We start from the raw sequence: 22,695 nt of genomic DNA, 5'->3' as shown, positions 1-22,695 counted from the left end.
AACGGGAGGACGCCATGGAGACGCACGAGTACGCGAGGTATGACGCCGCCGGGCTGCGCGACCTCATCCGCGCGGGCGAGGTCACGGCCGCCGAGGTGGAGACGGCCGCGAGGGCGGCCCTGGAGTGGGCCGACGCGCGCCTCAACGGGCTGGCGACTCCGGTGTTCGACCGGGCGCTCGACCACGCGGACGACGGCCCGCTGTCCGGTGTGCCGTTCCTCATCAAGGACCACGGCCCGGTGGCCGAGGGCGTGCCGTTCACGATCGGCAGCCGCGCCCTGCGCGGGGTGGTCGCCCGGCACGACACCGGCGTGATGCGGAGGTTCAGGGCCGCCGGCCTCGCGGTGCTCGGTGTGACGACCGTGCCCGAGATGGCGGTCGACTTCGCCACCGAGTCCGAGAGGTACGGCGTCACCCGCAACCCCTGGGACACCGGCCTCGGGGCGGGCGGGTCCAGCGGCGGCGCGGCCGCGCTGGTGGCCGCGGGGGCCGTCCCCGTTGCGCACGCGAGCGACGGGGCGGGGTCGATCCGGATCCCGGCGTCCTGCTGCGGGCTGGTCGGGCTCAAGCCGAGCCGGGGCCGCGTCACGAGCGGGCCCGACATGGGCGAGCCCATGTTCGGCATGGCCTACGAGTTCGCCCTGACCCGGACCGTCCGCGACGCCGCCCTGATGCTCGACGCGGTCGAGGGGCCGGGCGTGGGCGACAAGTACACGGCGCCGCCGCCGCTCCGCCCGTACGCGTCGGAGCCGGGGGCGGACCCCGGTGCGCTGCGGGTGGCCGTGACGACCGGCTCCTGGTCGGGCGGCGGCGTGGACCCCGAGGTGGCCGCCGCGGCGGTCGCGGCCGGACAGGTGCTGGAGGGGATGGGCCACCGCGTCGAGGCGGGCGGGCCGGCGGTCGACTGGGACGACGTGCTGCGGGCCATGCTGGCCGAGGCCGTCGCGGTGGCCTCCACCATGCTGCTCGCGCCGAGGGAGCCCGACCCGGCGTCGCTGGAGGGCCGGACCCGGCGGCTGCTCCAGGAGGCCCGGGAGGCGAGCGCGCTCGACCTGATCGAGGGCTTCCACGCGCAGAACCGGGTCTCCCGGGCGATGGGCGCCTTCTTCACCGGGTGCGACCTGCTCGTGACGCCACCCTGGCCCGGCTGCCGGTGCCGCACGGGACGCTCATCCACGGCGAGGGGCCGGCCGTCGAGGAGCGGCTGCGGGCCATCTTCGACTTCGCGCCGTTCACGATGCCGTTCAACGTGGCGGGGCAGCCGGCGATCAGTCTGCCGCTGGGCTGGAGCGCGGGTCGACTGCCGATCGGCGTCCAGCTCGTGGCGCCGTACGGGCGGGAGGACCTGCTCCTCCGGGTCGCCGCGCGGCTGGAGGAGGCGCTGCCGTGGCGTGACAGGACTCCGGCGGTCTCGCTCGCGGCGGCCGGACGGCGCCCGGAGGACGCCGAACGATCCCTTAGATAACGGCCAGGACGGCTGGACGGTTCAGTCTGGCCGATTCCCGTCGTCCCGGACATCCTCTGTGCCAATGTTCGTGTGTGCATCTGGTGGACACGACGCGGGATGGGCGGATGAGGCTGGAGGCCGTTTTCTTCGACGTCGGCGAGACGCTGGTGGACGAGACGCGGGAGTACGGCACCTGGGCCGACTGGCTGGGCGTGCCGCGCCACACCTTCTCCGCCGTGTTCGGGGCGGTGATCGCCCAGGGCGGCGACTACCGGGAGACTTTCGAGCGGTTCCGGCCCGGCTTCGACCTCCATCTCGAGCGCGAGCGGCGGGCCCGGCGCGGCCAGGCCGAGACCTTCGGCGAGGAGAACCTGTACCCGGACGCGCGGCCGTGCCTGGCCGAACTGGCCGCCATGGGGGTGCGCCTCGGGCTGGCCGGCAACCAGACGGCCCGGGCCGAGCGGATCCTGCGCTCGCTCGGCCTGCCGGTCGACGTCATCGGCACGTCGGACGGCTGGGGCGTGGAGAAGCCCGACCGGGCCTTCTTCCGGCGGGTCGTCGCGGAGGCCGGCTGCGCCCCGGAGGCGGTGCTGTACGTGGGCGACCGCCTCGACAACGACATCCGGCCCGCTCAGGAGGCCGGGCTGCGTACGGCCCTCGTCCGGCGCGGGCCCTGGGGGCACATCCTCAGGGACGACGCGGCGGCCCAGCGGTGCCTGTTCCGGATCGACTCGCTCGGTGAGCTTCCCGCGCTCGTCCGCAAGCACAACGGCGACTGAGGGTCGCCGGCCTCCCGCCTGGGGGCGACACGGGTCCCGCCCGTCTCCCGGGACGGGAGACGGGCGGGGGCGGTGGGCCGGGTCAGGCGCCCGCGGCCCGGAGGGCGGCGGACAGGTCGTTGACGCGGGCGTCCCGCGTCGCGACCGGGGCGAGGTGCAGGCCACGCTCGATCGTGGCGAGGATCGACGTGGTGTCGTACACCGTGTGGTCGACGCCGGAGTGGGGCAGCGACCGGCTCAGGACGATCGCGGGAATGCGGGTGCCGGGGCCGAACTGGTCGTGCGCGCCCCACGTCGGGCTGCCCCTGCCGGGCGGCGGGACGTGGTCCCACTGGCCGCCGAACTCGTCGTACGTCACCACGACCAGCGTGTCCTTCGCCTGCGGGCCGCTCTCGATCGTCGTGATCAGGTCGACCAGGTGGTCGCTGCCCTCGGCCTCGCTGGCGTAGCCGGGGTGCTCGTTCTCCGCGCCGTACGGCTTGACGAAGCTGACGGTCGGCAGCGTGCCCTGCCGGGCCGCGGCGACGAACTCGGTCTCGTCCTTGAGGTGGGCGCGGCCGGGCTGCCCGGGGGCGTACGCGGCGAAGTAGTTGAACGGCTGGTGGTGGTTCTGGAACAGCGGGCCGGGGTGGCCGCCGGCGGCGTCGTTCCAGCCGCCGGAGTACCAGGCCCAGTCGATGCCGGCGTCGCTGAGCCGGTCGCCGATGTTGGGGTACTTCGCATCGTCGATGAGCGGAAGCTGCGGGCCCGAGCCGAACGGCGCGCTGGCCGGCTGGATCGTGTTGACCGCGTAGTCGCCGCAGGCGACGTCCGGGTTGGCGGCGGCCCCGCAGGCCTGCGTGAGCTGGGCGTCCTTCACCGTGGTGGCGGGCTTGTAGAGCGGGTAGCCGGCGTTCGGGAAGCCGGCGGCGTCCACCACCGAGTGCAGGCTCTCCTGGGCGCCGCCGGGCCCCGCGGCCGTGTCGACGGGCGCCCGTGCCGCGATGAGGTACTGGTGGTTGAGGAAGGACCCGCCGAACGCGCCCTGGAAGAACCGGTCGGCGATGACGTACCTGGGCGCGCCGGGCCCGTGCAGGTACGTCCACAGCGGCAGCTTCCTGGTGTCGTACACGCCCATCGTCAGCCCGGCCGCGTCGCCGCCGGTGACGTAGCGGTCCTGCCTGCCGTGGTCGATCTGGTACTGCTCCTGGTAGAAGCGGTGGACGAGGTCGCGGGTGCAGCCGCCCGGCTCGGCGCCCGCGCTGTCCTTCAGCACGCCGTTCGGGGCGAAGACCCCGGGCGCGGGACAGGTCTTGTCCGTGGGCGCGATGTAGTCGTCGATCGTGAACGGCCGGTTGGCGAAGTGGCTCGCCGGGACGCCGTGCGCCGTGTCCTGGCAGGTGGACGACAGCGGGGGCGAGGTCAGGTTCACGTCGTTCTGCAGCAGGCAGGTGTACGGCGTGCCGTCCTGGGCCACCTGCTTCGCGTTGGGGGTGAAGGGACCGGACAGCCCGTCGACGCGGTGGCCCCCGACCGGGCCCCAGCCGCCCCACAGGTTGTCGAAGCTGTGGTTCTCCTCGTAGATGACCACGAGGTGGTGGTAACGGCCGACGACCGTCGTGTCGCCGTGACCGTTCCCGTGACCCGCGCCGCCGCCGGCCAGGGCGGGCGGGGCGGAGAGCAGGGCCAGCGCAAGGGCCGCCACGACGGACGGCAGCACTCGTGAAGATCGCACAGAACCTCCCTTGGGCAACCGGGACGTAAAGCCCCGGCCAAACCCTTTGACCCTGCACCTGCCGGGCAGGAGGGACAAGGGAGGTCATATGACTGTTGGATGACCGATACATGACACAGGCGGTACGGCCGCCCGGCGCCGAGGTGAAGGCGGGCCCGCGAAGGGGTGGCCGGCGTACCGGCCTCTCGTGCGCGCCGTGTCGCCGTGCCCGGCCGCCTGACCGGCGGTGCCTAGGGGATCAGCTCGGGCCGCGCAGTGCGGCCGAGCTCGGTGAGCCGCTCGCCGAGGGCGGCCGTCGTCTCGCCCGAGGGGAGCCCGCGCAGCACCGAGGTCACGCGCTCGTGGCCCACGCCGTACCAGCTGTCCTCCAGCGCGTCGACCGCGCGGCGCAGGTGGTCGGCCGCGGCGTCCTGGTCGGCGGGGGCGTGGGCCGCGGCGAGGTCGGCGTGCAGCACCGAGCGCTGCTTGCCGCCGTTCGGGCCGAGGTGCTCCAGGGCCCGGGCCAGGCGGCGCGCCGCCTCCTCGTGGTGGCCCGCGGTGAGCGCGCTGTAGCCGGCGAAGCCGTCGAGCCGGGCCCGTTCGAAGAAGTCGAGCCAGTGGGGGTCCTCGCCGGTGCCGTCCACCATCCGGTCGGCCCTGTCGATGTGGCGCATGCACTCCTTCGGCTCGCCGCACCTGGCCGCGATCTCCGAGGCGACGCAGTGCAGCCAGGCCCTCGTGAGCGGGCCCACCCCGTGCCAGGCGTGCGCGAACGCGGCGTCGAGCAGGCCCATCGCGGCCTCCCGTTCCTTCGCGAAGCCCGGGACGAACGCGGCGTGCGCGAGGACGGCGGCGGCCAGCGGGTGGTCGCCGCACTCCTTGGTGGCCGCCAGCGCCATCTGGAAGAGCCGCGCCGCCGAGGGGGAGTCGTCCAGGTCGAAGAACGCGACCCGGCCCGACAGCAGGGCCGAGCGGGCGGCCGCCTCGGCGAGCGTCTGCCTGACCGGCCCGGCGGGCGCGCCGCGCAGCAGGGTGACGCCGAGCCGGGTGTGGGCGAGCGACGCCTCGTAGATCTCCGCGGCGGGCGCGGTCCAGTACAGCGCGGCCTGCTGGTCCACCACCCGCGCGAACGCCTGGGCCGACTCGGCGTCGACGCCCCGGCGGTCGTCGGCGGGCAGCCGCTCACCCGAGTCGCTGAGAAGCGGAGCGAGCACGCCCACGCCGAAGAGCCCCCGCAGGAAAGTCGAGCGGTCGATGCCTTCCGTGTGGCCGGCGATCATGCTCAGCAGCCTCCGTATCTCGTCCACCACCTCCGCGACCGGCCGCATGGCCATCTCGTCGGGGGTGAGCAGTCCCAGTTCGCTCGCGGGCCTTCCGAATATGGTCACGAGGTGCTTCCGGTAGCGGGGGTCGGGCCAGCGCTCGCCGGTCTCCCACCGCCGCACCGTGTTGGCGGTGAGACCGGTGTCGGTCTCGCCGGCCGAGCCCATCTCCCTGCGGATGCGCTCGCACAGCTCCTCGTAGGACCACCCTCGCTGCAGGCGCTCCCACGCGAGCTGTCGATTGGGCGGGTAGCGGTGGTTGGCCGGCATGTCGCACCCCCAGCTCCGGGTGTCGCGTGACACACCGAACAGTATGAAGGTTTCCGTGATCGTATGGCTACTGGCTGTGATTGGACGTGTCCTGGCTGATACTCATGGGCCTCCGGACACGGTTTCCTGATGCCACCCCCCGCGAGAATCCGTTGGAGATGAGTGGCACATGACCACATTGGAGGACATCGCACGGGTCCACACCGGCTGGATCATCTGGAGGTCGGATGTGGGCCGCTGGTGGGCGACGCGGCGGGGGCACGTCGATCTCGAGGCGATCCGCATGGGGTGCTCCATGACCCTGGACGCCGACGACCCCGACTCCCTCGCTGCGGAGCTGGCCGCCCAGGACAGGCTCGTCACCACCGCGCCCGACGTCCGTCTCGGCACCGCCCGCTGACGGTCTCCGCACCTCGCACCCCGGCACGGGCGCGTCTCGCCCTCAGCGCCCGTGCCGGCGATCGAGCCGAGGCGAGCGGGGTCAGCCCTTCTCTGCGCCCTCGTTGGCTCCGCGGACGAAGTACCGCTGGAACACCACGAAGATCACCGCGACGGGGATCGTGGCGAGCACGGCGGCCCCGAGCTTCAGCGGGTACTGCGTGCCCTTGCCGAGCGAGCCGCTGACCAGGTCGGCCAGGCCGCGCGGGAGCGTGAACAGCTCGGGGCTCTGTACCGCCACCAGCGTGTGCGGGAACTCGTTCCAGCTGCCCTGGAAGGACAGGATCGTCAGCGTGATCAGGGCGGGCCTGGCCATCGGCAGCACGACCGACCAGAACGTCCGCCACACGCCGGCGCCGTCGATGCGCGCCGCCTCCTCCACGCTGACCGGGATCGTCTCGAAGAACTGCTTCATGATGAAGACGGCCGTCGCGTCGACGATCAGGGGGAGGATCAGCGCCGTGTAGCTGTCGTAGATGCCGAGCTGGTTGAGCACCAGGAACTTCGGCACGAACAGCACCACGGGGGGCACGGCCATGACCCCGAGGGTCGCCGAGAACAGCACCCGGCGCCCCCGGAACCGGATCCGGGCGAGCGCGTAGCCGGCCATCGAGCAGAGCAGCACCCGCCCGAGCGTGACGACGATCGTGACCAGCAGCGAGTTGCCCAGCCAGAGCGGCATGTCGGTGTTGAGGAACACCTTCTCGTACCCGGACAGGGAGAACGGGTGCGGGACCGGCGACAGCGGGTTGGCCGCGGCGTCGGGCTCGGTCTTGAACGAGTTCGCGATCTGGATGACGAACGGGTACAGGAAGACGAGCGCGAAGAAGATCAGGATGAAGTAGCCGGCGAAGGTCGAGGCGAGCGTCCGCGAGCGGACCTCCCCGGGACGGGTCCGGTTCCCGGCGGCCATGTCACGACCTCCTCAGCCGGCGGGACCCCGCCCCGCCGTTCCTGTCCCGCATGACCCACCGCTGGATCAGCGCGAACACCACGATGATGGAGAACAGCACGAACGAGATCGCCGTCCCCGAGCCGTAGTCGAAGCTGCGGAAGGCGGTCTGGTACGACAGGTAGGCCGGGGTCAGCGTGGTCTTGGCCGGGTTGCCCTGGCTCATCACGTAGACCTGGTCGAACACCTGCCAGGTGGCGATCAGGCCGAGCGTCACCACGAGGAACATGGTCGGCTTCAGCATCGGCAGCGTGACGTACCGGAAGCGCTGCCAGCGGCCGGCCCCGTCGAGCATGCTCGCCTCCTCCAGCGTGACGGGGATGTCCTGGAGGGCGGCCAGGAACATCAACATGAACGTTCCAGACGACGTCCACACGACCAGCATGATGATCGTCGTCATGGCCACGCTCGGCCCCGACAGCCACTCCCACCAGGACAGCCCGAACGGCCCCCCGTCCGTGAGCGCCGCCGGCGGCGAGGACGGGTCGACCACCCCGAGCGCGCCCAGCAGCAGGTGGACGACCCCCCGGGAGTCGGCGAACCACTGCGGCCCGTCCAGCCCGAACAGGTTCAGCAGGCTGGTGACGGCCCCCGAGTTGGCGAAGATGAACAGGAAGACCACGCTGATCGCCACGGAGCTCGTGATCGAGGGGAAGAAGAACGCCGAGCGGAAGAACGTCCGGCCCTTCAGCAGCCTGCTGTTGACGACCAGGGCGAGGCCGAGGGCGAGCACGGTCTGCGACGGCACCACGATCAGCACGTAGTAGACGTTGTTGCGGATGCTGGTCATGAAGTCCTGGCGGGCCAGGCCCTCCTCGGTGAACAGCCGCGTGTAGTTGTCCACCCCGACGAACGGCACGCCGGCGCGGAACGGGCTGCCCTGGCCGTTCCAGTCCGTGAGGCTGACCCACAGCGCCATGAGGATGGGCAGCAGCAGGAACAGGCCCAGGATCATCACCACGGGCGCCACGAACAGCCAGCCCGCGATGTTCTCCCTCGTGGCGGCGCGGAGCCGGGAGGTCCCGGCCGGCGCTTTCCCGGCCACGTCAACTCCTTCCGGTCGGGTGCGCCCCGGCCGCCGTGAGGCGCGGCCGGGGCGCTCCTGTCTGCGTCAGTCGCCGAGTGCGGCCTGGGTGTTCTTCTGCACGCGCTCCAGCAGCGTCTTGGGCGAGGAGGAGGCGAGCTGCTGGATGCCGGTGTCGAAGTCCGCCAGGACGCTGTCCATCTTCGGCGCGTTGACCGGGCCCTGGGCGTAGTCGGCGCCGTTCACGAACGGGGCGTCGTCCGGGAACTCCTTGGTGTAGGCGTCCTTGGCCGACTGCCGGGACGGCATGACGCCGAACGCGCGGGCGAAGGCCATCTGCTGGTCCACCGTGGTCATGGCCTCGACGAAGTCGACGGCCTGCTGCTTGTACTTGCTCTTGGCGGAGATCCCCCAGCAGTTGGTGAACGAGAGCGTGCCCTTGCCCTTGGGCCCGGCGGGCAGCTCGTGCACCGAGTACTTCACGTCGGGGAAGTCGGCCTTGAGGGCGCCCTTGATCCAGTTGCCCTCGATGGTCATCGCGGCCTTGCCCTTGCCGAACGCCTCGCCGCCCCAGCCCGCGTCGAGCTGCTTGGGGAACTGCGCGAGCTTGTCCTTCAGCAGCGACTGGACGTACTGCAGCGCCGTGAGGTTCTCCGGGCTGTCGGCGGTGGCGGTCTTGCCGTCCGGGCTGGTGATCCACCCGCCGGCCTGGACCATGAACGCGCCGACCCGGTCGCGGGTGTCGCCGAACACCAGCGGCGTGACGCCCTTGGCCTTGAGCTTGCGGCTGACCGCCGTGAGCTGGTCCCACGTGGTCGGCACATCCCCGTCGCCGAGGCCCGCCTTGCTCCACAGGTCCTGGTTGACGACCAGGGCGAGGGTGGAGAAGTCCTTCGGCGCGCAGTAGAACTTGCCGTCGTAGGTGAACGTCGTGCGCAGGCTCTCGTAGAAGTCCGTGGAGTTGGAGATCTTGTCGCCGTACGGTTCCAGCGCCCCCACGCTGGCGTAGTCGGCGAAGCGTGAGGCGTCGACGTAGAACACGTCCGGCGGGTTGCTGCCGGCGAAGGCCTGGCCGAGCTGCTGGGCGAGGTCCTGCGCGGGGGTCACGGTGGCGGTCGAGCCGCTCTTCTTGGCCCAGGCGTCCGCCGCCTGCTTCACCGCGGCCGTCTCGGCGTCCCCGGACGAGCCGATGAGGATCTGCAGCTTGGCCGGCCCGCCGCTCTGCTGGGCCGGCTGCGCGCCGTTGTCGTCGAAGCCGCTGCCGCAGGCGGCGGAGGACAGCAGGGCGGCGCACGCGGCGGCGCCCAGGGCCGCGACGCGGACGGTTCGTTTCATGGGAGTCTCCCGATCTTTCCGAGGGGGTGGAGGGAACCGGCGCCGGATCAGGCCGACTGCCGTACGACCAGCGAGGGGTCGAGGAGCTCGTGGGCCGGAGGGTCGTCCGGCGCGGGGGCGGGCCCGTCGAGGAGCCGGGCGAGCAGCGCCACGCAGCCTGCCGCGGCCTCGGCCAGGGGCTGGCTGACGCTGGTCAGGCCGACCGCCTTGGCCACCGGGGTGTCGTCGAAGCCGATGACCGCGACAGGCCTGTCGGCGGAGCCGCCCGCCCGCCAGGCGAGCCCGGGGGAGCGGGCCGCGTGCAGCGCGCCGAGCGCGAGCGAGTCGCTCACGCACACCAGCGCGGTCACGCCGCTGCCGCCCGGGCCGAGCAGGTCGTGGGCGGCCGCCTCGCCGTCGGCGACGCCGTCGCTGGTCGCGCGGCTCAGCCCGCCGGGGTCGATACCAGCGGCGGCGAGCGTGCGGGCCCAGCCCTCGCGGCGGTCGTCCCCCACCCCCGACCCCGGCGGCCAGCCGAGGAAGCCGATCCTGCGGTGGCCGGCGGCGAGCAGGTGGCGGGTCGCCGCGGCGGTCCCGGCGGCGCCGTTCACGTCGACCCACGGGTGACCGGCCCCGTCCAGGTCGCCCCACGGCCGACCGAAGGTCACGAACGGCACCTTCCGCTCGCGCAGCCACGAGGTGCGCAGGTCGTCGTGGTGGGTGCTGGTCAGCACGAACGCGTCCGGCTCGTACGCGCCGAGCAGGTCCTCAATCGTGTCGATCTCGCCCCGGTCGCCGTCGGCCGTGTAGAGCAGCACGCGGTAACCCGACCGGGCCGCCGAGTCGGTGAGCCCGTGCAGGAACCGGTCGAGGACCGAGCCGTTGATGCCGTCCCGGTCGGGCTCGATGCGGATGGCGATCAGGCGGGACCGGCCGGTGCGCATCTGGCGGGCGGCCTGGTTGACCCGGTACCCGAGCCGCTCCACCGCCTCCAGCACCCGCTGCCTGGTCTCCTCCCGGACGACGTCGGGGGTGTTCAGGGCGTTCGAGACCGTCTGCCGCGACACGCCGGCGAGCCGGGCGACGTCAGCTATTGTCACCTTCTCGGTCATACACGCGCCCTTCGGGGGATTGAACGTTAAAAGCGAAGTAAGGCATGATTAGATCGTTCAAGTAAAGGAAGTGTTTCGCAATCTGCACCTCCGGCGACCTTCTGTCAAGGTCACGCCGGCACGATTCGACCCAGGGGGCAATCCGTGCTCGTCGGAGCCACGTCCGAACCGGGCGGCGAGAGCGTCGCCGCATCGGCCGATCCGGGATCGGCGCGCCGTCTGCAGCCGCTCCTGCACGACCTGGTCGGCACCGTGATGGCGCCGACCAGCGCGCTGAGCGGGCCTGACGGGCAGGTCAGGCCGGCCGGGGTGCAGGGGCTGTTCCACGCGGACAGGAGGGCGCTCTCGCAGGTCGTCCTCCTGGTGGACGGCCGCGAGCCGGAGGCGCTCGGCCACGTGCACGAGGGGGCGGGCCGCACCCGGTTCGTGTCGGTCGTCCGGTGGCACGGGGACGCCATCGCCGATCCGACCGTGCGGCTCGACCGGGTCCGCGAGATCGGGGCGTACGGCATGGGCGAGCGCGTGGAGATCGTCTCGACCGCGTCGGTCCCGGTCGCGGTGACGGTCACGATCGACGTGGCCTGCGACTTCGCCCCGATCGAGGTGGTGAAGTCGGGCGGGCCCGCCGCCGCGGCCGAGCCGGACGGGTCGGGTGCCGGCGAGCTGTGGTGGAAGTCCGAGGCCGGCCGGGTCACCGTGGTCGGCGAGGCCGCGAGCGCCGAGGCGGCGCCGGGCGGGGGGCGGCTCCAGTGGGAGGTGTCGCTGCCGCCGCGCGGCCGGGCCGTCCTGCGCTGGGAGGCCGTGGTCGACGACCCGGCGGCGATCGTGGTCGCCCCGGCGGGGGCGCCGGAGTGGTCGCGGCCGGAGGTGAGCGCGGCCGACCGGCGGCTGACCCGGCTGCTCGGCCAGTCGCTGGAGGACCTGCGCTCGCTGCGGCTGGCGGAGGCGGACGCTCCCGAGGACACCTTCCTCGGCGCCGGCGTGCCCTGGTTCCTGACCCTCTTCGGCCGGGACAGCATCTGGGCGGCCCGCATGCTGCTGCCCCTCGGCACCGGCCTCGCCGCCGGCACGCTGCGCGTGCTGGCGCGCCGCCAGGGGACGCGCGTCGACGCGGCGTCCGGGGAGGCCCCCGGCAAGATCATGCACGAGCTGCGGCGGCACGAGTTCGCCCTGGAGTCCGAGAACCTGCGGCTTCCGGCCGCCTATTACGGCACGATCGACGCCACCCCGCTGTGGATCACCCTGCTGCACGACGCCTGGCGCTGGGGCATGCCCGAAGGGGAGGTGGCGGCGCTCGTGCCCGCCCTGGAGGCGGCCCTCGGCTGGCTCGCCGGCCACGCCGACCCCGACGGCGACGGCTTCATCGAGTACGTCGACACCTCCTCCCACGGCCTGGCCAACCAGGGCTGGAAGGACTCGGGCGACGCCGTGCGGTTCCACCACGGCGGCCAGGCCCGGCCCCCGATCGCCTTGGTCGAGGTCCAGGGCTACGCCTACCAGGCGGCCCGGCACGCCGCCGCGCTGCTCGACGCCTTCGGCCGCCCGGGAGGGTCCCGTTGGCGCGACTACGCGGAGGCGCTGGCCGCCCGGTTCCGCGAGCGGTTCTGGGTGGACGGCCCCGACGGGCCGTTCCCGGCGCTCGCCCTCGATCGCGACAAGCGCCCGGTGGACGCCCTGACCAGCAACATCGGCCACCTGCTCGGGACCGGCCTGCTGTCCGCGGAGGAGTCCGAGCGGGTCGCGGGCTTGCTGGCGGGCCCGTCGATGGCCGAGGGCTTCGGGCTGCGCACGATGTCCGCGCGCGACGCCGGGTTCAGCCCGCTGTCGTACCACTGCGGCTCGATCTGGGCCCACGACACGGCGATCGTCATGGCGGGGCTGGCACGGGAGGGCTTCGGCGCCCAGGCGGCGGGTCTGGCCGAGGGGCTGCTCGCCGCGGGGGAGGCGTTCGGCTACCGGCTTCCGGAGCTGTACGCGGGGGACGGCGGGCTCGGCCGGCCCCTGCCGTACCCGGCGGCGTGCCGTCCCCAGGCCTGGTCGGCGGCGGCGGCCGTCACCGTGGCGCACGCGGCCCTCGGCCTCTATCCCGACGTCCCCGGCGGCCGCGTCCTACTGCGCCCGCTGGCCGGGGCGCCGCTCGGCCCGGTCTCCGCGCGCGGGCTGCGGATCGGTGACGCCTCCGTAGACGTGGCCGTCGACTCGGCGGGCCGTCCCACCGTGTCGGGCCTGCCCGCCGGGATGGCTCTCGACATCGCCTGACCGGGCGGCCGCGCCGGTCCTACGATGTCCGGATGTCCCCCCGCCTCCCCGCCGTCCTCCTGATCTGGGTCGTCGTCCTGGCCGCCGCGGGGTGCGCCGGGAGCCCCGCCCTGCCCGCCCCGCCCGCCCCGTCGCCTCCGGGGACGGCGCGGGCGACCGCCGGGCCGTCGGCCCGGCCGTCCCCCGCCGGCATCTGGCGCCCGGCCCACCTGGTCGTGGTCGTGATGGAGAACAAGTCGTACAGCCGGGTCGTGGGGGACCCCCGGGCGCCGTACGTCACGTCGCTCGCGCGGCGCGGGGCGGACCTGACGGCGATGTTCGCGGAGACCCACCCGAGCCAGCCCAACTACATCGCGCTGTTCTCCGGGTCCACCCGCGGCGTGCGGGACGACTCCTGCCCGCAGTCGTTCCCCACCGCTCCCAGCCTGGGCCGCCAGTTGCTCGACGCGGGTCTGCGCTTCGTCGCGTACGCCGAGGCGCTCCCGCGGGCCGGGTACGACGGGTGCGTCGGCTCGGGCGGCAGGTACGCCCGCAAGCACGCCCCGTGGACGAACTTCGGCAACCTCCCGCCGTCCGTCGCGCGGCCGTTCGGCGACTTCCCCGGCGACTTCGCCACGCTGCCGGAGGTGGCGTTCGTCATCCCGGACATGTGCGCCGACATGCACGACTGCTCGGTCTCGACCGGGGACGCCTGGCTGCGCCGCGAGATCGGCCCGTACGCCGACTGGGCCGAGACCCACGACAGCCTGCTGATCGTGACCTTCGACGAGGACGACTACCACGCGGGCAACCGCATCCCCACCGTCCTCGTGGGCGGGCGGGTCAGGCGCGGGGCGTACGACGGGCGGGCCGACCACTACACGCTGCTGCGCACGATCGAGGAGATGTACGGCCTGGCCCCGCTCGGCCGGGCGGCGGACCGGCGGCCGCTCACGGCCGTCCTGACACCGGCCTGAGCGCAATGATCGAATAGGTGTTTGAATACCGGGCTTATGCTGGACGCATGGACGCGTTTCAGGGCTCGTTGCTGGACTGGTGCGAGGAGACCGGCCTCGGCCTTCTGGATGGGACGGTGAAGCGGACCCTCCTCGACCGGGGCGCCTGGATCGACGTGCGCCCGCAGTGGGTCACGGGGGCCGACCGGCTCTTCGAGCGGCTGCTGGAGGCCGTCCCCTGGAAGGCGGAGCGCAGGCACATGTACGACCGGGTGGTCGACGTCCCCCGGCTGCTGAAGTTCTACGACGAGGGCGAGGAGCTGCCCGACCCCCTGCTGGTGGAGGCGAGGGACGCGCTCAACATGCACTACGAGGCCGAGCTCGGCGAGCGGTTCGTGACGACGGGCATGTGCCTGTACCGGGACGGGCGCGACAGCGTCACCTGGCACGGCGACACGATCGGCCGGGCAAGCGAGGAGGACACGATGGTGGCCATCCTGTCGGTCGGCACGCCGCGCTCGCTCATGCTGCGCCCGCGCGGGGGCGGCGGCCCCACGCTCCGCCACGACCTGGGCCACGGCGACCTCATCGTGATGGGCGGCAGCTGCCAGCGCACCTGGGAGCACGCGATCCCGAAGACGGCCAAGGTGTCAGGGGCGCGGATCAGCGTCCAGTTCCGCCCGCGCGGCGTCCGCTAGACGCTATCCCGGGGGCGGGGCGCTGGCGGCGGCGCTTTCCTGGTAGTACCTGGGATGGACGGCTCCCGTGACACCCCGGGGAGCCGCGGACCCGGAAGAAAGGCCACGGATGATCCCGCCACGCTACGCCGCCGCCCCCGACCGCTACGCGACCATGCCCTACCGGCGCAGCGGCCGCAGCGGCGTCCGGCTCCCCGAGGTCTCGCTCGGCCTGTGGCACAACTTCGGCGACGGCCAGCCGTTCGAGGTCCAGCGGGCCGTCCTGCGCCGCGCGTTCGACCTCGGCGTCACCCACATCGACCTCGCCAACAACTACGGCCCGCCGTACGGCTCGGCCGAGGAGAACTTCGGGCGGCACCTCAAGGCCGACTTCCTGCCGTACCGCGACGAGCTGTTCGTCTCGACCAAGGCGGGCTACGACATGTGGCCCGGCCCGTACGGCGAGTGGGGGTCGCGCAAATACCTGCTGGCCAGCCTCGACCAGTCGCTGAAGCGGCTCGGGCTCGACTACGTGGACGTGTTCTACTCGCACCGGCCCGACCCGGAGACCCCGATCGAGGAGACCATGGGCGCGCTGGACGCGGCCGTCCGGTCCGGAAAGGCGCTCTACGCGGGCATCTCCAACTACTCGGCGGAGGAGACCGAGCGGGCCGCCGCCGTGCTGCGCGAGCTGGGGACCCCGCTGCTCATCCACCAGCCGCGCTACTCGATGCTCGACCGCTGGGTCGAGGACGGCCTGCTCGACACCCTGGAGCGGGCGGGGGCGGGCTGCATCGCCTACTCGCCCCTCGCGCAGGGCCTGCTGACCGGCCGCTACCTGGACGGCACCGTGCCGGCCGACTCCCGGATGGCGATCGGCCACTTCCTCACCCGCGACCGGCTGACGCCCGAGCTGCTGGAGACCCTGCGCGGGCTGAACAAGGTGGCCGAACGGCGCGGGCAGACGCTGGCGCAGCTCGCGCTCTCGTGGATCCTGCGCGACCGCCGGATCACGTCGGTGCTGATCGGCGCAAGCAGCGTCCCGCAGCTGGAGCAGAACGTGGCCGCCGTGCAGGCGCCCCCGCTGTCGCCCGAGGAGCTGGCCGAGATCGAGCGCCTGCTCTGACGGCCGTACGTCCGGGGAGGCCGCGGCGCCTCCCCGGGCCGCCGCCCCCCGAGAGGCGGCCGGGACGTCGCTAGTGCTCGTCCCAGTGGCCGGCGTGCGCGGCGTGGCGGTGCCCGTCGTGCACGTAGTCCATGTGGTCGCCGTGCAGGACCGCGGGGTGACCGCAGCCCTCGCCGTGCTGGTGCTCGTGCGGATGCTCCACGTGGCCCTCGGGCTCGCACTCGTCCCAGTGCCCCTCGTGCGCGCGGTGCAGGTGCCCGTCGTGCGCGTAGTCGGTGTGGTCGCGGTGCGGCACCGGCGTGTGCCCGCAGTCCGGGCCGTGCAGGTGGCCGTGCTCACCGTGGCTGTGGTGGCTCATGAGGTACCCCCCTCCCCCTGAGCGGGTGGCTCCTCCATCGAGCGTACCCACAGCCCCTGGGGTGAGGTCCAGGCCGGACGGTCTACTTCGGGCCCGGCGAGGCGGTCGTCCATGGAGGGGTGGGCACCCGGCGCAGGAGGAAGATCTGGTCGGCCTTGCCGGTGCAGGCCTGCTGGGCGAGCTCCGCGCCGGCGTTGACGTCCGCCTCGCCGTACAGGGCCCCGAGGCACAGGCCGCTGTGCGCCGGTCGCAGTGAGAACCCCCGGCCGGCGGGTTCCAGAAGGAAATGCTGGTGGGCGGCCCCGGTGCAGGTCGCCGGGGCGAGCAGCGCGCCAGGCCGGGTCTCGGCCTCGTCGACGGTGAGGCAGCCCGCGCCCTCCACCGGATGGTGCCACTGGATCTCGTACTTCCCGTCGCCGACGGGGCTCAGGAACGTGTCGGGAACGAGCCCCCGGCAGGGGCGCTGGACGGCGAGCGGCCGGTCGGTCCGCCCGCTGCGTTCGCGGCCCTCGCCGATGCACAGGTCCCGGTCGGCGACGTGGGACGGGAGGATCCGGTACCACCCCCGGGCCGGCAGAGCCGAGCGGGAGGGAGACGGTGCCCCGGCTGTACTGGCCTTATTGGTCAAACCGCCCGACGGCCTACCGGCCGCGCCGGCCGACGGGGCACCGGCCGGGGCGTGGCCGGTCCAGGAGGCCCGCACCGCCGGCACCGCCAGCGCGCCGGCGACGAGCACCAGGGCGATCGCCACGGCCGCGACGGGGAGACGCCACCGCCGCGGCCGTCCGTGAGCCGGGGGCGCCTGCGCGGTCCCCTCGTCGCCCGGCGAAGGGGAGGGGTCCGCCGGGGCCTCCGGCTGTTCCACCGGTACGGCGGGCTCCTGAGAAGGAGGGGGCGCTCCGGACGCCAGCCGCTTCCTGGCCGCCACCCACCGGGCGGCCTCCACGTCGCCGAGCCCGCACGCCTGGACGAAGGCGACGACGAACTCCTCCTTGGGCAGGGTGGTGCGGCCGAGCGCGCCCGCCGTGGTGCTCGCCGGCAGGACGCGGCCCGCCGCCTCGGCGGCGGCCGCGAGCTGCCGGTAGGTCAGGCCGGACCACTGGCGCAGGCGTCCGAGCGCCGCGACGAAGTCCCCGGCGGTAGAGGCGCCCTCGGGATCCGGAGGCGGGGTCACCGCTCCGTGCACGACATCTCCACGCCCCACAATTCGGTGTCAGTCGGGCAAAGACTAACAAAGATCGGTGACGCGGAGACGGCCCTCCGGGTCAGCGGAGACCGCCGCCCGGAGGGCTTCGACAGCGTGATCGGTGGGGGCTACTGGTCGCGGTGGGTCACGTACACGAACTCGCCGAGGTTGAATCCGGACTCGAGCCCGGCCTCGGCGTCCCAGCGGTAGTGGACGCCGAGCCAGAGCCTGCTCATCGCGTCCTCCTCGGCGGCCTGCTGGAAGCCGGTGAAGGTCCGCGCGCGGGGGTTGGCGTACGGGTCGTCCGTGGGCGCGGTGAAGGTGAGATCGTGCCCGAACCACCGCTGCATCACACCGGCCCACGCCCCGGCGAAGGTGGCGTGCCCGGAGACGTACGCGGGGAAGGGCGGCGAGAACGGCCGGCCCTCGGTGTCGGCCGACAGCGGCCGCCAGTTCGGGTCGGGCGTCAGCCCCGGTGTCACGGAGGGGTCCGCCAGGTTGATCGCGCTCTGCGGCCGCCACAGGTCGATCGGCGTCGCGTACTTCGCCCCCCAGGCGACGATGGAGGCGTCGGCCAGCGCCATCGAGACGAGGTTGAACAGCTCGGCCGTCTCGTTCTGCCTGAGCCCCTGGTCCCGGGAGATCTTCTGGGTGATGGCGAACAGGTGTCCCACGGGCCGGTAGGTGGTGGGCAGGTCGTTGGCCCAGAAGTGCGCGGCCTGGGTCTGGTCGGCGGTCCGGGCGGTGGAGGAGGCGCCGCCGTACTTCTGCACCTCGGCCACCTGGGCCGCGTACGCCGGGCTGCGCACGAGCGCGTCGTACGAGCCGAACCCTCCCGGAAGCGGCGGCCGGAACTGCGTCCCCGAGGTCATGGCGAACGGCTTGAGCTTCCACCAGTTCGGGCTGACGGGCAGCCGGTCGGGGTCGGTCTGACGCCAGGCGCCCGGGACGTTCACCTCCTGCGTGTAGGAGGTGTCGAACGCCGGGCCGTCCCCCGACCGGGCGGCGATCATCAGGTCGCCGATCTTCTCCCCGTCGGCCCTGCCGCCCTGGACGTACGCGGCCGGAACCCAGGCGGGAATCTGGCCGAGCGCGTAGGTGAGGTTCGCGTCGAAGTCGATGTACGGGTAGAGGTGCTCAAGGACCCGGTGCGCGGCCGCGTCCATGGTCGCCTCGATGGAGTCGCTCGGGTTCTGCTGGGTGATCTTCGGCAGGTACGTCACGGGTGCGGCCGGCCAGTTCGCGTCGTGGATCGCGATGTGCAGCATCGCGCCCGCGCGCGCCAGGAGCGTGGGGTCGCCTGCGTGCGGGTCCTGGCCGAGACGGGGAAGCGTGCGGATCGTGTCGAGGAACACGCTGTTCCAGTAGAGGACGTGGTCGAACGAGGACGCCTGCGGCGGTGGCCCCGTGACCGCCGCGTGCGCCCGAAACGGGACCGTCAGGAGGGCGCCGGTGGCGACGAGGGCCGTCGCGACCGCCGCCCATCGTCGTCTGCGGCCGATGGAGAGGTGCATCGAGGGGAACCTCCGTGGGAAACCGCTCGAACCCACCGATTGGGTCGAGGGGAGCACCACGAAAGATCCACGGCGCCGGAGGGGCGGGACAAGATCTTTGGGCGTCCGGAACAGTTCGGGACGGTTCCGGACGGCTCGGAACGCCTCCGGGCGTGCCGGCAGGCGCGGACGCCCGGACGGCCGGGCGGGCGGAAGGGGGGGTCAGTCGACCTCGGCGCTGCCGTTCACGCGCAGCTTGCGGCGGGCCCGCTCGTAGAAGGTGGTCGTGCCGAGCCGGACCACGCGGGCGGCGCCGCGCAGGGCGGTGACGGTGAGGCGGTCGCCGGGGGCGAGGTGGCCGCCGATGGCGCCGTCGACCTCCAGCGCGAGCTGGCCGCTGCTCGGCAGCACGTCGAGCGTGACCTCCTCGTCGGCCGACATGACGAGCGCCCGGTTGAACGACGAGTGGGCGGCCGCCGGGACCACGAGGAAGCCCTCGACCGTGGGGGAGACGATCGGCCCGCCGGCCGAGAAGCTGTACGCGGTCGACCCGGTGGAGGTCGCGACGATCACGGCGTCGGCGGAGTACCGGACGAACGGGTGGCCGTACACGGAGACGGCGACGGCGGACAGCCCGTCGCCGGGGATCCGCACGAGCGCGATGTCGTTGAAGGCCGTCACCATCTGGCCGTCCTTGCCGGTGGCCCGGACCGCCATGCGGGGCTCGACCGTGTACTCGTGGTTGTCGATGGCCGACAGCGCGGGCGCCAGGTCCTCCACGTCGATCTCCGCGAGGAAGCCGAGCCGCCCGAGGTTCACCCCGAGGACGGGCGTGGGGCGGCCCGTGATCAGCCGCATCGTGCGCAGCATGGTGCCGTCGCCGCCGAGGCTGACGAGCAGGTCGGCCTTGTTCACCAGCGTCTGCGCGTCCACCGCGACCGCGCTGCAGTCGATCCGCCCGACCTCGTCCGGCAGCCCGAGGACCGTGCCGCCGCGCGTGCGCGCCCACTCGACGATGGTGTCGATGGCCTCCTTGGAGTCGCGCTGCGGGTGCAGTACGAGGCCCACCGTGCTGACCATGCCCATGCCCACACTGTACGGCCGGTGGGAGGGCGCCCGGTCCGCCGGTCAGGCTCCCTGCTCGATCGGCAGGTACACCTGGAACCGGGTGTCGCCCGGCTCCGACTCGACCCGGATGTCGCCGTGGTGCTTGTTCACCACTATCCGATAGGAGATGTCCAGCCCGAGCCCGGTGCCCTCGCCGACCGGCTTGGTGGTGAAGAACGGCTCGAAGATCCTCGGGCGGATCTCCGGCGGGATGCCGGGCCCGGTGTCGCCGATCTCGACCACGATCCGGTCGTCCTTCCGGAACGTCCGTACGGACAGCGTGCCGCTGCCGCCCATCGCGGACAGGGCGTTGTCGATGAGGTTCGTCCAGACCTGGTTCAGCTCCGCCGCGTACGCCGAGATCTGCGGCAGCGACCGGTCGTACTCCTTCACCTTGCGCACGCCCTCGGGCATCTTGGCGTGCAGCATGGTCAGCGTCGCGTCGAGGAGGTCGTGCACGTCGACGGTCTGGTACGGCGCGCGGTCGAGCTGGGAGTACTGCTTGGCCGCCGCGACGAGGCCGGAGATGCGGGTGACGGCGTCGTCGATCTCGCCCATCAGCAGCTCGGTGTCTATCGTGTAGCACAGCCACCGGACGGCCGCCTCGAGGTTGTCCTCGCCGACGGCTCCCGAGATCTGGTCGAGCCACTCGGCGTCGATGCCGCCGGCCACGAGCGTGGGGGCGAGGTCCCAGGCGCCCACGATGTCGCGCTCGTCGAGCCAGTCGGCGATGGCGTCCTCGGCGTCCGAGGCCGCGAGCGGGGACAGCTCCGGCGCCGACGCCGCCCGCTTGACCGCCTCGTCCTGCAGTTCGACCAGGTCGTGGAGCTGGCGGCCGTCCAGCCGGCCGTCCGCGATCATCGCGAGCTTCTGGCGCATGCCGGCGACCCGGCCGCGCAGCGCCGCGGTCGCCCGGACGGCGGCGGCCGCGGGGTTGTTCAGCTCGTGGGTCAGGCCGGCCGACAGCGAGCCGAGCGCGAGCAGCCGCTCCCGCTCGCCGATGATCGTCTGGTGCGCCCGCATGCCGAGGAACAGCCCCTCCAGCAGGTGCATCGCCATCGGGAACCACTCGCGGACGCAGTCGCCGATGATCTCGGCGGGCAGGACGAAGAACTCGGCGTCGGTTATCGCGCTGAGCGTGTTGAGGTACGTCTGGTCGGCCCGGTCGCCCATGTACGCCTGGGTGGCGCCGCCGTACACGCCGCGCTGCTCGGTGCGGCTCACCTCGACGTCGTCGCCGTGGATGCGGCGGCTCATCGCGACGGTGCCGTGGAGCAGCACGAAGAAGCAGGTGGCGGGCTCGCCCTCCTGGTAGACGGCCGTGCCGGCCTGCCGCTGCTCCACCCGGCCGGCCTCGGCCAGATGGGCGAGCTGGTCGTCGGTGAGGGCCTCGAAGAGGAACAGGGTGCGCAGCTCGTCGGGGGTGAGCCGCTCGTTCATTGGGCCTCCAGGTAGCGGTGCACGAGCGACACGGCCATCGCGCCCTCGCCGACGGCGGAGGCGACCCGCTTGACCGAACCGGCCCGCACGTCGCCGGCGGCGAAGACGCCCGGCATGCTCGACTCGAGATGGTAGGGGTCGCGGGGGAGCGACCATCCGGCCGGGCGGCGTCCCTCGGCGAGCAGGTCGGGGCCCGTCAGCACGAAGCCGTTCGCGTCCCGGGCGACCGCGCCGCCCAGCCAGTCGGTGCGCGGCTCGGCGCCGATGAAGACGAACAGCCACGACGTGTCGACCGTCCTGGTCCGCCCCGACTTCTGGTCGCACAGCGTCAGCCGTTCGAGGTGGTCGTCGCCCTCGCCCTCGATCACCTGGGTGTTGGGATGCACCTCGATGGTGGGGATGGCGTCGATCTGGTCGATCAGGTACTGCGACATCGACCGGCCGAGGTCGTCACCCCGGATCAGGATGTGCACCTTGTGGGCGTACCGCGAGAAGTAGACGGCGGCCTGCCCGGCGGAGTTGGCCCCGCCCACGATGTAGATCTCCTCGCCGGAGCAGTTCGGCGCCTCGGTCGAGGCCGAGCCGTAGAACACGCCCCGCCCGGTCAGGTCGGCCAGCCCCGGGGCGTCCAGCAGCCGGTAGGAGACGCCGGTGGCCAGGACGACGGTGTGGGCCGCGATCGTGGTGCCGTCGCCGAACCGGAGCATGGTGGCCGACCCGCACCGCTCCAGGCCCACGACCTCGCGGGTGGTGAGGAGCTCGGCCTGGAACTTCAGGGCCTGGCGCCGCGCCCGTTCGGTGAGCTGGGCCCCCGAGACGCCGTCGGGGAAGCCGAGGTAGTTCTCGATCCGGCTGCTCTGCCCGGCCTGCCCGCCGGTCGCCCGCTGCTCGACGAGCACGGTCTTCAGGCCCTCGGAGGCGCCGTACACGGCCGAGCCGAGCCCGGCCGGGCCCGCTCCGATCACGGCCAGGTCGTAGAAGTCCAGCGCCGGGGTGGTGCTCAGGCCGACGTGCGCGGCGAGGTCGGTCTCGGACGGGCGGGCCAGCGCCTTGCCGTCCGAGGTGATCACCACCGGGACGTCGGTCGCGGCCATCCCGGCCGCGGTGAGCAGCCGGCCGCCCTCCGGCTCGTCCGCCAGCAGCCACCGGTAGGGCACGAGGTTGCGGGCCAGGAAGTCCCGTACGGCGAAGGACCGGGCCGACCAGCGGTGCCCGACGACCTTGGTCTCCGGGATCGCCACGTCGGGGGTGGCGAGCCACGCCTCCAGCATGGCGTCGACCACCGGGTAGAGCTTCTCCTCCGGCGGGTTCCAGGGCTTGAGCAGGTAGTGGTCCAGGTCGACGATGTTGATCGCGTCGATCGCGGCGTCGGTGTCGGCGTACGCGGTCAGCAGGACGCGGCGGGCCAGCGGGAACAGGTCCATCGCCGCCTCGAGGAACTGGATGCCGTTCATCTGGGGCATCCGGTAGTCCGCGAGCAGCACGGCCACCTGCTCGCCGCGCAGCTTGATCTCGCGCAGGGCGTCCAGGGCGTCCAGGCCCGACTCGGCGCGGACGATGCGGTAGCGGTCGCCGTACCGGCGCCTCATGTCGCGGGCCACCGCCCGCGACACGGCCGGATCGTCGTCGACGGTCAGAATCGCGGGATTCGGCATGAATACATAAAAGCATGTCTTTCCACCTCAAACGGCAGTGCGGCGGTCTGTTAGCCGGCGGTCGCGCGGCATGACGGGGCGGGCGCGCGGCGAACCTCGGGCGGGTGG

18 protein-coding genes and 1 pseudogene are annotated in these 22,695 nt (G+C 72.9%); 7 read left to right on the top strand and 12 right to left on the bottom strand.

Features of this window, described 5'->3' with window-relative positions; genetic code table 11:
* Positions 1-14: 14 nt before the first annotated feature.
* Together Mco01_RS15525 and Mco01_RS15520 are read left to right on the top strand one after the other, a co-directional pair.
* A pseudogene (locus tag Mco01_RS15525) lies at positions 15-1,465 on the top strand (amidase).
* A 107-nt stretch (positions 1,466-1,572) separates the two neighbouring features.
* The gene (locus Mco01_RS15520) at positions 1,573-2,226 is read left to right on the top strand and encodes an HAD family hydrolase (RefSeq protein ID WP_204057617.1); all 654 of its coding nucleotides are present in this window, start codon (positions 1,573-1,575) and stop codon (positions 2,224-2,226) included.
* Between the two features lie 82 nt (positions 2,227-2,308).
* On the opposite strand, the gene Mco01_RS15515 is transcribed toward Mco01_RS15520, so the two are convergent.
* Complete coding sequence (locus Mco01_RS15515; protein WP_204057616.1) at positions 2,309-3,940, bottom strand: alkaline phosphatase family protein; 1,632 nt, start codon at positions 3,938-3,940, stop codon at positions 2,309-2,311.
* 230 nt (positions 3,941-4,170) lie between these two features.
* A complete protein-coding gene (locus tag Mco01_RS15510) occupies positions 4,171-5,544 on the bottom strand; it encodes a helix-turn-helix domain-containing protein (protein WP_204057615.1) in 1,374 nt (457 codons plus the stop codon).
* A 136-nt stretch (positions 5,545-5,680) separates the two neighbouring features.
* Here Mco01_RS15510 and Mco01_RS15505 point away from each other — a divergent pair, with 136 nt between their 5' ends.
* Positions 5,681-5,911, top strand: a complete 231-nt coding sequence (locus tag Mco01_RS15505; RefSeq protein WP_204057614.1) for a hypothetical protein — start codon at positions 5,681-5,683, stop codon at positions 5,909-5,911.
* Positions 5,912-5,992: 81 nt separating this feature from the next.
* On the opposite strand, the gene Mco01_RS15500 is transcribed toward Mco01_RS15505, so the two are convergent.
* The 4 genes from Mco01_RS15500 to Mco01_RS15485 all read right to left on the bottom strand — a co-directional run bounded on the left by Mco01_RS15500 (position 5,993) and on the right by Mco01_RS15485 (position 10,351).
* Positions 5,993-6,862 (bottom strand): carbohydrate ABC transporter permease, encoded by an 870-nt coding sequence (locus tag Mco01_RS15500; protein WP_204057613.1) that lies wholly within the window; start codon positions 6,860-6,862, stop codon positions 5,993-5,995.
* Between the two features lies 1 nt (position 6,863).
* Positions 6,864-7,946, bottom strand: coding sequence for a carbohydrate ABC transporter permease (locus tag Mco01_RS15495; RefSeq protein ID WP_239103630.1), 1,083 nt, complete (start codon positions 7,944-7,946; stop codon positions 6,864-6,866).
* Between the two features lie 66 nt (positions 7,947-8,012).
* Complete coding sequence (locus Mco01_RS15490) at positions 8,013-9,260, bottom strand: sugar ABC transporter substrate-binding protein (RefSeq protein ID WP_204057612.1); 1,248 nt, start codon at positions 9,258-9,260, stop codon at positions 8,013-8,015.
* Positions 9,261-9,307: 47 nt separating this feature from the next.
* Positions 9,308-10,351, bottom strand: coding sequence for a LacI family DNA-binding transcriptional regulator (locus Mco01_RS15485; RefSeq protein WP_204057611.1), 1,044 nt, complete (start codon positions 10,349-10,351; stop codon positions 9,308-9,310).
* Positions 10,352-10,495: 144 nt separating this feature from the next.
* Here Mco01_RS15485 and Mco01_RS15480 point away from each other — a divergent pair, with 144 nt between their 5' ends.
* The 4 genes from Mco01_RS15480 (at position 10,496) to mgrA (ending at position 15,348) form a co-directional block, all read left to right on the top strand.
* Positions 10,496-12,610, top strand: coding sequence for an amylo-alpha-1,6-glucosidase (locus tag Mco01_RS15480; protein ID WP_239103629.1), 2,115 nt, complete (start codon positions 10,496-10,498; stop codon positions 12,608-12,610).
* A 32-nt stretch (positions 12,611-12,642) separates the two neighbouring features.
* Positions 12,643-13,566, top strand: coding sequence for an alkaline phosphatase family protein (locus Mco01_RS15475; protein WP_204057610.1), 924 nt, complete (start codon positions 12,643-12,645; stop codon positions 13,564-13,566).
* Between the two features lie 47 nt (positions 13,567-13,613).
* On the top strand, positions 13,614-14,243 hold the full coding sequence (locus Mco01_RS15470) for an alpha-ketoglutarate-dependent dioxygenase AlkB (protein ID WP_204057609.1): 630 nt from the start codon (positions 13,614-13,616) through the stop codon (positions 14,241-14,243).
* 109 nt (positions 14,244-14,352) lie between these two features.
* Entirely contained in the window at positions 14,353-15,348 is a 996-nt protein-coding gene (mgrA, locus tag Mco01_RS15465; protein ID WP_204057608.1) for an L-glyceraldehyde 3-phosphate reductase, read from the top strand.
* A 70-nt stretch (positions 15,349-15,418) separates the two neighbouring features.
* Here the strand turns inward: mgrA and Mco01_RS15460 are convergent, their stop codons facing one another.
* The 6 genes from Mco01_RS15460 to Mco01_RS15435 form a co-directional block, all read right to left on the bottom strand.
* On the bottom strand, positions 15,419-15,706 hold the full coding sequence (locus Mco01_RS15460; protein ID WP_036331500.1) for a hypothetical protein: 288 nt from the start codon (positions 15,704-15,706) through the stop codon (positions 15,419-15,421).
* An 82-nt stretch (positions 15,707-15,788) separates the two neighbouring features.
* Positions 15,789-16,892 carry an RICIN domain-containing protein gene (locus tag Mco01_RS15455; protein ID WP_204057607.1) on the bottom strand — a complete coding sequence of 368 codons (1,104 nt, stop codon included), beginning with the start codon at positions 16,890-16,892 and terminating at the stop codon, positions 15,789-15,791.
* A gap of 128 nt (positions 16,893-17,020) precedes the next feature.
* Entirely contained in the window at positions 17,021-18,406 is a 1,386-nt protein-coding gene (locus Mco01_RS15450) for a vanadium-dependent haloperoxidase (protein WP_204057606.1), read from the bottom strand.
* Between the two features lie 201 nt (positions 18,407-18,607).
* Positions 18,608-19,471 (bottom strand): NAD(+)/NADH kinase, encoded by an 864-nt coding sequence (locus Mco01_RS15445; protein ID WP_239103628.1) that lies wholly within the window; start codon positions 19,469-19,471, stop codon positions 18,608-18,610.
* Positions 19,472-19,513: 42 nt separating this feature from the next.
* Positions 19,514-20,932: an ATP-binding protein gene (locus Mco01_RS15440; RefSeq protein ID WP_204057605.1), complete on the bottom strand. Its 1,419-nt coding sequence runs from the start codon at positions 20,930-20,932 to the stop codon at positions 19,514-19,516.
* On the bottom strand, positions 20,929-22,587 hold the full coding sequence (locus Mco01_RS15435; protein WP_204057604.1) for an NAD(P)/FAD-dependent oxidoreductase: 1,659 nt from the start codon (positions 22,585-22,587) through the stop codon (positions 20,929-20,931). The genes Mco01_RS15440 and Mco01_RS15435 overlap by 4 nt, the downstream gene beginning before the upstream one ends.
* Positions 22,588-22,695: the final 108 nt, after the last annotated feature.

The sequence above is a fragment of the Microbispora corallina genome (assembly GCF_016863035.1).
Lineage (GTDB): Bacteria > Actinomycetota > Actinomycetes > Streptosporangiales > Streptosporangiaceae > Microbispora > Microbispora corallina.
This window is presented reverse-complemented; position numbering and strand designations above follow the sequence as displayed.